7 protein-coding genes are annotated in these 11398 nt (G+C 63.8%); 5 read left to right on the top strand and 2 right to left on the bottom strand.

The window, feature by feature from the left end; translation table 11 throughout:
- Window positions 1-137: 137 nt before the first annotated feature.
- The 5 genes from C7453_RS16870 to C7453_RS16850 all read left to right on the top strand — a co-directional run bounded on the left by C7453_RS16870 (window position 138) and on the right by C7453_RS16850 (window position 8462).
- On the top strand, window positions 138-2693 hold the full coding sequence (locus tag C7453_RS16870; protein WP_371858500.1) for a TonB-dependent receptor plug domain-containing protein: 2556 nt from the start codon (window positions 138-140) through the stop codon (window positions 2691-2693).
- Between the two features lie 299 nt (window positions 2694-2992).
- Window positions 2993-3889 (top strand): GNAT family N-acetyltransferase, encoded by an 897-nt coding sequence (locus tag C7453_RS16865; RefSeq protein ID WP_170143264.1) that lies wholly within the window; start codon window positions 2993-2995, stop codon window positions 3887-3889.
- 356 nt (window positions 3890-4245) lie between these two features.
- Window positions 4246-4809 carry an RNA polymerase sigma factor gene (locus C7453_RS16860; RefSeq protein WP_114729171.1) on the top strand — a complete coding sequence of 188 codons (564 nt, stop codon included), beginning with the start codon at window positions 4246-4248 and terminating at the stop codon, window positions 4807-4809.
- Window positions 4781-5818, top strand: a complete 1038-nt coding sequence (locus tag C7453_RS16855) for a FecR family protein (protein ID WP_141289084.1) — start codon at window positions 4781-4783, stop codon at window positions 5816-5818. The genes C7453_RS16860 and C7453_RS16855 overlap by 29 nt, the downstream gene beginning before the upstream one ends.
- Window positions 5819-5870: 52 nt before the next feature.
- A complete protein-coding gene (locus C7453_RS16850; RefSeq protein WP_114729167.1) occupies window positions 5871-8462 on the top strand; it encodes a TonB-dependent receptor domain-containing protein in 2592 nt (863 codons plus the stop codon).
- A gap of 138 nt (window positions 8463-8600) precedes the next feature.
- Here the strand turns inward: C7453_RS16850 and C7453_RS16845 are convergent, their stop codons facing one another.
- Together C7453_RS16845 and C7453_RS16840 are read right to left on the bottom strand one after the other, a co-directional pair.
- The gene (locus tag C7453_RS16845) at window positions 8601-10931 is read right to left on the bottom strand and encodes a xanthine dehydrogenase family protein molybdopterin-binding subunit (RefSeq protein ID WP_114729165.1); all 2331 of its coding nucleotides are present in this window, start codon (window positions 10929-10931) and stop codon (window positions 8601-8603) included.
- Window positions 10924-11397, bottom strand: a complete 474-nt coding sequence (locus C7453_RS16840) for a (2Fe-2S)-binding protein (RefSeq protein ID WP_114729163.1) — start codon at window positions 11395-11397, stop codon at window positions 10924-10926. Before C7453_RS16840 ends, C7453_RS16845 begins: the two co-directional genes overlap by 8 nt.
- Window position 11398 lies beyond the last annotated feature (1 nt).

The following is an 11398-nucleotide window of genomic DNA, read 5'->3' as shown; positions in this document are numbered from 1 at the left end:
GTCACATTCTGGATGGAAGAATTTGGGACACGGATAGGATTAATTCACATTTCGTATGGTTACTGATACGAAGGCGGGTACGTTGTTGTGATTTTTTGAAACAACGATTTTTTGTAGTCTAATGTGGAGCCGCTATCGTGTCATCCTTCCGCTTGCTCGCCCTGGATTTCGTGCCTGTCAGCAGAAGGAGATTTGTCGTTGGTTGCCGTCTTCATGCCCGGCAGGCGCTGCTGGCCGCGTCGATCCTGACGGCCTTGCCGGCCGTGCAGGCGTGGGCGGCTGACCCGGCGGCTGATGCCTCGCCGCAGGATGGCACCACGGCCGGCCGTGGCCGCGCCCAGGTGTTGAACGCCCCGCATGTTGCCGTCGCAACACAGCCGGCCCGGCCGGCCGATGCGGGGGAGGCCATTATCGTGACCGGCACCCGCGAGACCGGGAAGAAGGCGCGGGACAGCGTGGCGCCGATCGACATCGTCTCGGCCCGGCAGCTTGCGCAGACGGGGCAGCCGACGTTGCGCGAGGCGCTGGGGCAGTTGCTGCCTTCGCTGACGCTGCCGACCGGGGGGTTTGATACCGGCGCGTTGACCTCGGCCTTCAGCCTGCGTGGGTTGAGCCCGAACGAGACGCTGGTGCTGGTGGATGGCAAGCGGCGCCATACCACGGCGAATCTCTATGCCGATGGCGGGCCGCAGCAGGGGACCACGCCGGTCGATATCGACATGATTCCGATGGCGGCGATCGACCATGTGGAGATCCTGCGCGACGGGGCTTCGGCGCAATATGGGTCGGACGCCGTGGCGGGGGTGGTGAACATCATCCTCAAGACGCAGGACCATGGTTTCAATGCCCAGTCGATTACCGGCATCACGGCGGCGAAGGACGGGTTTCAGCAGGGCGTGTATCTGGATGGCGGGGCGAAGCTGGGGGCGCGCGGGTTCGTGCATGTCAGCGGCGATTTCGTGCATGAGGACCATACGTTCCGCAGCGCGCCGGACCTGCGGACGGGGACCAAGATCAACAAGCTGCTCGGCCGGCCGGAGCAGACGCGCGAGAGCGTGGCGGTGAAGGCGGGGTACGACCTGACGGACGATATCCATGCCTATGCGCTGGCGACCTATGCGCACCGGCATGGCGAGGCGTTCCAGAACTATCGCCTGCCCAGTTCACTTGCGACGCATCCCGAATATGCCGCCATCTATCCGAACGGCTATTCGCCGCTGGAGACGATCGACGAAAACGACTGGGAAGTGACGGCGGGCGTAAAAGGCGTGCTGCTGGGGTGGAACTGGGATCTGTCCTCGGTCTACGGGCGTGACTATGACGCGATCGGGTTGAAGGATTCGGCGAATTTCGCGGTGGCGCGGGATACCGGGCGGACGCCGACGGTGATCGCGGCGCAGGGGTTCAACAATTCGCAGTGGAGCAACAGCTTCGATCTGAGCCGGGCATTCCATCTTTCGGGCTGGCCGCACAGCATCAATGTGGCCGGGGGCGCGACCTATCGCTACGAGAGCTATTCGGTCGGCACCGGATCGCCGGATTCGACCTATGGCAGCGGGTCGGATGCGCTGGCGGGGACCAATGCGGGCAATGCCGGCAATTTCAACCGCGATGTCGTCGGCGGATATGTGGATATTGCCACGCATCTGCTGAAGAACTGGCAGTTCGATCTGGCCGGGCGGTTCGAGCATTATACCGATGTGGGCGATACCGAGACCGGGAAAGTCTCCACTCGCTACGATGCGTTCAAATGGCTTGCATTCCGCGCCACCATCTCCAACGGGTTCCATGCGCCGACGCTGGCGCAGGAGCATTACAGCTCTCTGACGCTGTCGCCGACGGCGGCGCGCGGGTTGATCGCCGCCAATTCGCCTGGTGCGCTGGCCAATGGTGCGTCGGCGCTGAAGCCCGAACGCTCCACCAACGCGACCGGCGGGGTGATTATCGAGCCGGTGAAGAACCTGCATGTGACGGTCGATGTCTATCAGATCAACCTGCGTGACCAGATCCTGCCCGGTGGCAACATCACCGGCGATGCGGCGCGCTCTGCCCTGAAGCTGAACGGCTTTACGCTGCCGGAGGGATCGGACCAGTGGACGGCGGCTTCGCTCTCGACCAACTGGTTTGCCAACGTGGCCAGCACGCGCACGCAGGGCCTGGACCTGACGGCGACCTATCCGACGCGCCTGGGCGATGTGGGGCGGATCGACTGGGATGTGGCCATCAACCTGAACCGGACCCGCCTGAGTCACCAGGCGGATTCCGCGACCGGGCAGCCGCTGCTGTCGGCGCAGAGCATTGCCTACATCACCACGGCCTATCCGCGCAGCAAGATGATCTTTGGCGGGCGCTTCACCCGTGGGGCCTGGACGGTGGGCGTGCATGAGATCCGCTATGGCCAGACCACGTCGCAACTGACCTACTATACGGGGGCCGCCAATACGGGGTCGCTGTCCAGCACCGTGTTCCTGCCGTTCCGGAATACGCCGAAATTCATCACGAATCTGGACATCACCTATCGCGCCAACCGGAACTGGTCGTTCACGCTGGGGGCGAACAATCTGTTCGATGCCCGTCCCAGCCGGGTGCCGGACGGGAACCGTTATCTGGGCGTGCCGCAATATTACATGAGCACGTCGCAGCTCGACATGAATGGCGGGTATTATTACCTGCGTGCGAACCTGACGCTGTAGGCGGCAGGGCCGAGGGCAGTGCGCGCCGGGGGAACCCGGCGCGGCTGACGAATATTTGTATCGAAATTTCAGGGATCTTAAATATATAACGATTATATAACTATAAAATGACTGTGTATCTCTGCTCATTTTGAACTAAAAATATTTTAATTAAAAATAATGAGCAAAAAATGCCTATGGATATATTTCGTTCCGATCTGGACGAACGTAGAGAGTGTGCCGGTCCTGATACTCTGTTTCCGCTCAGCCTCGGACCCTGGCATGCGAAGTATCCAGACCCGTTCAATGAAGAATGGTGGATGGATGCCGCCACCAATGGAAATTTCGAAATCGTCGAGATCCGCCATGCGGGGATATTGCGGCTGAGCATGCCGATCTTCCTGTCCCGGCGGATGGGGTTTTCGTGCATCAGCATGCCGATCTATACGCGCACATTGGGACCGACCTTCTACCTGCCGCCATCGAAGCCCTTCAAGCATGCGCAGAATGTCCGCAACCTGATCGAGGAACTTGTCGGACGCCTGCCCAGGCATGACAGTATCAGGGTTCGTCTGCCGCCTGGCGACGAGTCCGGCTTCGGCTTTTCGTTGCAGGATTTCAACTGCGAGGAGCAGTTTACGTTTCGTGTTCCTTATCCTTCGGATATCGCGACGGTATGGAAAAACTGCGACCAGAAGACGCGAAATGTCATACGCTCGGCACAGCGGCAGGTCTCGGTCGATTGCGGGTATGATTTCTCCGAATTTGTACGGCTGTCGCTGCTGAACAAATCGGAGAAGGAGAACAGGAACGATTTCCGGACGATGGGGCGGATCTTCGATGCTGCCCGGGAGCGGAACCAGGCCGTCATACTGACTGCCCGTAACCAGGACGGGAAGGGTGTCGCGGCTGCTATCCTGGTCTGGGGGGCGGCCAATGCCTATTTCTGGCAGTCGGCGCGCGATCTGTCCTGCGGGATCGGCGGGGTGAATGCGCTGCTGCTCTGGAAATCGATCGAACTGGCGGACCGGCTGGGGCTGACATTCGATTTCGACAGCTACGGGTCGGTCAGCAGCGCCAAATTTCTGGCCGGTTTCGGATTGGCGCCGCTTGTGCGAACCGAAGTGTCGCGGCAGATCGTGCCGTACAAACTGTTCAAGCTGGCCAATGGCATGAGGCTGAGGCGGGCGAAGGCCACGGCAGAAGCCAGGGACTGACCGGGAGGGTGCCGTGCCGCCCGGCCCGGTCATGGTCGTGATATCGGGGTGCCTGGGTCCGGCGTATCGTCTCGTTGGAGGAATGGCCGTGCCCGGAGGCATCGGGTGGCGGCAGTTCAATGAGAAGGCAGGCGCGGCGGCGTCCTTCAACCGGCGGATGCGCGGTTCGGTAAGCGGCGCCAGTGGTTCCGGGTGGTGCTATTCCATGCCGTGGCGCATGCGGCGGTGTGCGCCTGTCATAATAATTTAGCGATTCCAAAGCTGATTTCGGGGGGTGTCGCGGTTGTCTCGCCGTTTGGCGTCACGATAGGGTCTCGACTTCGGGCCAGCGGCATGGCCTTGGAGACATCTGGAACTTGACCGTTTGCCCGCCTCATATCGTTCGATGGGTCTCGTCGCATGTGATCCCGCAGGAGCAGAAGGTCAGGGGTGCGCTGCGTCGGCTCGGCATCGCGGAGAGCGACATCGACGACCTGATCCAGGATGCCTATTGCCGTCTGGCGACGCTGCGGTCGGTCGATCACATTGACCGGCCGGGGGCCTATTTCATGCAGATCGTCAAGAATGCCTGGCGCGACAACCGTCGGCGGGCGCGGGTCGTCCGGCTTGAAGATTTTACGGAAAACGCGACGCTGACCGTCGAGGACCAGGCAACGGATATCGAGGCCGCCGTTTCGGCGCGCCAGCAATTGAAGCTGGTCGAGACATTGCTGGCCACGCTGCCCGAGCGATGCCGGACGATCTTTACCTGGAGGCGGATGGAGGGGATATCGCAGCGGGAAATTTCAAGACGACTTGGCGTCAGCGAGAATGTAGTCGAAAATGACATTCAGAAGGCGTTGCGCCTGATCCAGCGGGCGCTGCGAGACCCTGTCGAAGAAGAGTGGAAGATTGACGATCAGTGGCGAAAAATCGGCTAGGGAGATAGAGGCCGAAGCAGCCGCCTGGGCCGCGAAGCTGGACGCCATGCCGGATCGGGATCATCCGGGTCTGAACGAGTGGGTCGCACGAAACCCGAAACATGCCGGTGCCCTGCTGCGCGCGCAAGCCGCGCTGGCCCTGTTCGCGCCGCCTGCCGCCCGCGAAGCGCGGCCGGCCGAGGGCACGCCGGACGAGAGCGGGGCCGCCGGGGACAAGCCGGTGGGGGACAGTCCGGCCGGGGGGCAGAAATCTTCGACCCGGAGACGGCTGACACTCATGGGGGGCGGTGTGGCCGCCCTGGTGGCGTCGCTGGTTGCCATGCTGCTTCTTCACGCGCCGGGGGAGCGGTACGAGACCCAGACCGGGGAAGTCCGGTCGGTGGCGCTCAGCGATGGTTCGTCGGTGCTGATCGATGCCGGAAGCCGGATCGACATTGCTTTCGATGCGCGGCATCGGGATGTGCGCATGCAGGCCGGCAAGGTGCTGTTCCGCGCGATGCATGATGTGCAGCGCCCGTTTCGCGTGATCGTGGCCCAGGTCGTCATTACCGATATCGGCACGGCGTTCCAGGTGACGGATGACGACCCCCAGGGCGATGTCGAGGTTCTGGTCACGGAAGGGGCGGTCAGGGTCGATTCTCCGGCGGGTCGGGTCAGCCTGACGGCGGGTCAGCGCGCCCGGTTCCCGAAACGGACGATGGACGGCCCCAGGCCGGAAGCCGTTCGCCTTGCGCCCATGGATATCGAGCGGATGCTGGCGTGGCAGGAGGGGCGGCTTGAACTGGACGGCGAAACGCTGGACAGCGCGGTGGCCGAGATCAACCGGCATAACCGGCTGCGTCTGCGCGTCGGCAGCCCCGCGTTGGGTCGGGAGAGCCTCTACGGATCGTTCCACATGGATGACGTGGCCGGCTTTGCGCGCGCTGCCGCGACGAGCCTGGGGGCCGAGGCGCGGACCGAGCGGGACGATATCGTGATCGATCGACGAAAAAATCACGAGAACCGATAAGGAAACTGTTTCCAGGGGCGTCGAGAAGGCAAAACATCCTTGGGAATGCTTCATGCACGCTCTGTTTCACCGGCTGGCCGCGGGCTCGGCCGTGTCGGCCGTCCTGATCGCCGCCCCGGCGCTGGCGCAAGTCACGACCTTTGACGTCCCCGCGCAGGATGTCGCCGGCGCCGTAAGGCAGTTCGCCCAGCAGGCGAAGATCCAGATCGTGATTTCCGGTCGGGTCGCGGAAGGGCATCATACCCGCGCCGTCAGCGGGGCGATGACGGTCGGGCAGGCGCTTGAACGGATGCTTGCCGACACCGGCCTTGTCGCCCGGAAGACCGGCGTGGGCATTTATGTCGTCGTCGGCCAGGATGCCGCATCGTCGGGGGCTCCCCTGACGCCCGTCAGGGCGGATGCTGGCGCGTCCGAGATGATCACCACCGTCGGCAAGGGCCAGAGCCGTTCGGTTTCGACCCTGCTGCGGTCGAACCTGGACGTGCTGCCGCCTGGCGTGAGCGTGCAGAAGGCGTTGAACATCCTGCCGGGCGTCAGCGCGCAGTCGATCGACGCGCTGGGCCTCAACGAGCAGTCCATGACCCTTCAGGTGCGTGGCTACAGCACCACACATCTGGGCTACACGCTCGACGGCATGCCGCTGGGTGACGGTGCCTACAACAATTATAACGGCCTCAGCATCAACCGTGCGCTGATCTCGGACAATCTCGGCCAGGCCGATCTGGCGACGGGCATTGCCGGCCTGGGTATCGCCTCGACCAGCAATCTGGGCGGGGCGGTCACCTACATGACCAGCAAGCCGCGCAAGAAAATGGGGTTCACGGTCAACCAGAGCTTTGGCAGCGAGGACGGAAAGCGTACCTTCGCGCGCTTCGATACTGGCGAACATGCCGGATTCTCGGCCTATTTTTCGGGAAAGTACGGCGAGCAGAACCAGTTCGTGCACCAGCGCGCCGATACCGAATCCACCGTCGCGCAGTTCAACGGCAAGGTCGTGTATCAATTCCACAATGGCTCGATCACGGCCTTCGGGGATGTGTCGCGCACTAACCAGGCCGACACGCCCTATCTGTCGCAGGACATGCGTTCGCGCCTTGGCTGGGATTGGGGCGGTTATTCGCCGGACTGGCAATCCTATCTGGATCGCGCTTACTGCTCGGTGAGCAAGCCGAAGGCGCCGACCAAGTGCGTGGCCTCGAAATCGCCGGAAAAACTGTCCGACGTCACCTATACCAACGGCCAGATCCTGCGCGACGACAATCTTTTCTATGTCGCCGGGGATTATAACATCACCAGAACCCTGAGCGCGCATCTTCAGGTTTATCATCATACCGACAAGGGGGCCGGCAATAACTGGATCACGGGCTGGTCCACGCAGGGCACGGCGAGCACCGCTGACGACTTGCCGGTGCAGATCCGCGACACGCGCTATACCATCGACCGTACCGGCGTGCTGGGCAATCTGAGCTGGGTCGTCGGCTTCAACCACCTTCAGGCGGGGTTCTGGGTGGAGGACAATACCAGCAGTGCCGCGCGCTATATCTGGACCGATGTCACGGGGCCCTTCAGCCTGGCGCGCTATCTTCAAGGCCAGCCGGACCTGGCCCAATGGGTGCAGAAAACCACCTGGCAGACGCGGCAATTCTATGTGCAGGACTCGGCAAAGTTCTTCGATGACAGGCTGACGATCGATTTCGGTTTCAAGGGCACGTATTCGAAATCGAATGCCCAGGCCGAGCCGGGAATCGCCAGGACGGCGCCGCCGGCGTCCAGCCAGTTCGCCAGTGGTTCGCTGACCGCCAAGGATTACTTCCTGCCGCAGGTCGGTGTGCATTATCAGATCGCGCCGCAGCATGAAGTGTTCGCGAGCTATGCGGAAAACATGGCGATGTTCCAGGGCGGCTTCAAGCTCGGCCCGCAATCGGTGACGCAGGCCGTATGGGACGCGCAGGGGAACACGCTGAAGCCCGAGACATCGAGAAGCATCGAAGGGGGCTACCGCTATGTGAGCGGGCCGCTACAGGCTTCGGTGACCGGCTACTGGACGAAATTCGACAACCGGCTGTTGCAGTACAACCCCTGTCCGACCAACCAGCAGCAGAATGCGGGCTGCGGCAACTCCTTCCACAATGCCGGCAGCGTCACCAGCCGGGGCGCGGAACTCGGGGTGCTGTGGCGGCCGCTGAAATGGCTGAGTTGGTACAATTCGGCGTCGTTCAACAGCACGACCTATGACAATGACCTGAACTGGTGCACGACGACCTGCACGCTCTATCGCACCGCCGGCAAGCAGCAGGTGGACACGCCGGAGAAAATGGCCGCGAGCATGCTGACCGCGCGGTGGAACGGTTTCTGGGCTTCGATCCAGGGCAAATATACCAGCCGGCGCTATTATACCTACACCAACGATGCCAGCTTCGGCGGCTACGGCACGGTCGATCTCGGACTCGGCTACGATTTCAATTCCATCGGCTTCATGAAAGGCGCCAAGCTGGCGCTGAACATCACCAACCTGACCGACAAGCGTTATGCGTCGAACTTCGACAACAGCGTGTTCGCGCCGTCCGACAAATCCGGGACCATTCAGGTCTTTCACGCATCGGCGCCGCGGCAGGTTTTCGGGACGTTCGGCTTCAGTTTCTAGCGCGGGTTCATGTCCTGCGAGGGGACAACGTCAGATGGTTTGCCGGGTTGGAAAGGGTGAAGACCAACCCGGTGTTTTTCAGGATATCCTCGCGCGCCTGGCGGACGAACGGTCCGCCAGGCGCTGCCCAATGGGCGATCAGGCGGCTGAGGCGCCTTTTTCCTTCAGGGCGCGCAGCACGTCCGCCGGGCGGATCGGCAGGTGGCGCATGCGCACGCCGACCGCGTTGAAGATCGCGTTGCCGATAGCCGGGGCGATCGGCGTGGTGCCGGGTTCGCCAAGGCCGGTCGGCTTTTCGGTGTTGGCGACGAACTCGATGTCCATCTCCGGCACGTCGGCGATGCGCAGCGGGGTGTAGGTGTTGAGGTTGCGGTCACGCGGCAGGCCGCCCACGATCTCCGACCCTTCGAACAGCGCCATACTGAGGCCCCACAGGGCCGCGCCCTCGGTCTGCGCGCGCGCGCCGTCGGGGTCGACGATGGTTCCGGCATCGACCACCAGGGTGAGTTTCTGGCAGCGGACGATGCCGGTGGCGCGGTCGACATGCACCAGGGCGGCGCAGGCGATCCAGGTCGGCATGCCGCGTTCCTGGCCGAAGGTGCTGGCGATGCCCAGCGCCGTGTCCTTGGGCAGGGGGCGGCCCCAGCCGGCCTTTTCGGCAACGCGGCGGATCACGGCTGCCTGACGGAGCGCGCCGCCGGTGGAATCCGGTGCCTCGCCCTTGTTGCGGCCGGCGCCGGTGAGGTGCTCCAGCCGGAACTGGACCGGGTCCTTGCCCTGGATGTGGGCGATTTCATCCCACGAGGATTCCAGGCCCCAACTGACCCAGCCGGGGCTGACCGAGCGCAGCCAGCCCGGCCGGAAGGTGCGGTTGGCGAGGTCGTTGGACAGCGCGCGCACGCGCAGCGGCCCGACCTCGTACCAATGGTCGCCGCCGGCGATGGCGAAGGGGTCGTACGGTTTGCCGTCCACGCCCTTGGACATGAAGGCGGGGGCCATTACCTCGGTCGGCCAGCCGGCCGAGGCGTGATATTCCATGGCCGTTATGGCCTTGCTGCCGTCGAACGCCACGCGGATGCGCTGGATGGAGGGCGAGCGGAACGAGTCGAACTGCATGTCGTCCGAGCGGGTCAGGACCAGCTTGACGGGCTTGCCCAACGCTTTCGACGCCAGGGCGGCCGGGATCATGTAGTCGCCGTTCAGCCGGCGGCCGAAGCCGCCGCCCAGCAGGTAGCTGCGCAGGACGATGCTCTTCTCCGGCCGGCCCAGCGCCTTGGCCAGCGTGGGCAGGATCAGCGACTGCCACTGGTTGCCGGCGTGGATCTCGAAGATGCCGTCCTTCTCGAACGCCAGCGCGTTGGTCGGTTCGAGCTGGTAGTGCAGCACCGAGGCGCAGGTATAGTCCTGCGAAAAAGTCGAGGCGGCGGCGGCGAAGGTGCTGTCCACGCCTTTGTCGTCGAACACCATCACGCCGCCTTCCTTGCGGTCGATCTGGGTTCTGCCGTGGTCGATCACGTTCTTTTCGGACACGTTGATCGTCTCGCCGGGCGTCCAGTCCACTTTCAGCAGGTCGGCGGCGCGGATGGCGGCGCTGTAGGTGCTGGCGATGGCGAGGACCCAGCCCTGTACGACTTCAGACGGGTCCTCGATCACCAGATAGCGCTGGTAGCCTTTGACCGCGCGGGCGGCGCTGTCATCGACCGAGCGGACGCGCGAGCCGTAGCGGGTGGGCGGCATTTTGGGGCGGGCATAGACCATGCCCTCGACCTTGGCGTCGATGCCGTAGAGGGCGGTGCCGTTGGTCTTGGCCGGAATGTCGAGGGCCTTGAGGTCCTTGTTGCCGATCAGGTGGCGGTCGGCGGCCGGCTTGAGCGGCAGTTTGGCCAGTTCGTCAGGCGTGAAGCTGCGCGTGGGGTGGGCGCGGGCGACGATATCGCCGTAGCCGATGCTCCTGCCGCCGCCGATGACCATGCCGTTGCGGGTGGTGCACTGGGCGGCGGGGATGCCCAGCAGGGTGGCGCCGGCCTCGGTCAGGGCGATGCGCGCGGCGGCGCCGGCCTGGCGGAAGACATCCCACGTCATCCAGACCGACCAGCTTCCGCCGGTGACCATCAGGCCCCATTTGGGGTCGCTGTCCACGTAGTTGATCGTGACGCGGCTCCAGTCCGCGTTCATCTCGTCGGCGATGATGCGGGCCAGGGCGGTGCCCACATGCTGGCCCATCTCGGCGCGGATGATGTTGACGGTAATGGCGCCGTCGGGCGCGATGGCGCACCAGATCGTGGGTTCGAACGCGCCGTCGCCGGGCAGGCCGGTGGCGGGGAATTGCTGGGAGGCGCGCGGGACGGCGGGGAAGCCGAACATGACGCCGGCCCCCACGGCCGCCATCAGGAAGCCGCGCCGGGAGACCCCATTGCCGGCTTCGCCGCCGGCCCGCTGGCCGAAGCCCATGCGACCGAGCTTACCCATTGGACGGTTCTCCCCCGGTGACGGCCGCGGCCTTCTTGATGGCGTCGCGGATGCGGATATAGGTCATGCAGCGGCACAGCGAGCCGCCCATGACTGCGTCGATATCCTCATCGGTCGGTTGCGGAAAATCCTTCAGCAGGCTGGCGGCCTGCATGATCTGGCCGGACTGGCAGTAGCCGCATTGCGGAACCTGCAGATCCTTCCAGGCTTCCTGCACCGGGTGGGTGCCCGCCGGGTCCAATCCTTCGATGGTCGTGATGTCCGCGCCTTCGACCGCCGAGACCGGGGTGATGCAGGAGCGGGTGGCGCGGCCGCCCACATGCACGGTGCAGGCGCCGCACATGCCGATGCCGCAGCCGAACTTGGTGCCGGTGAGGCCGATTTCGTCACGGATCACCCACAGAAGGGGGGTGTCCTCGGGAACGTCGACCGAGATGTCGTGGCCATTGAGCCGAAAGCTGGTCATG

This window comes from Gluconacetobacter liquefaciens (genome assembly GCF_003350405.1).
In the GTDB taxonomy this organism is placed as follows: Bacteria; Pseudomonadota; Alphaproteobacteria; order Acetobacterales; family Acetobacteraceae; genus Gluconacetobacter; species Gluconacetobacter liquefaciens.
Note: the sequence above shows the minus strand (reverse complement) of the source record. Positions and strands in the feature narration are given on the sequence as shown.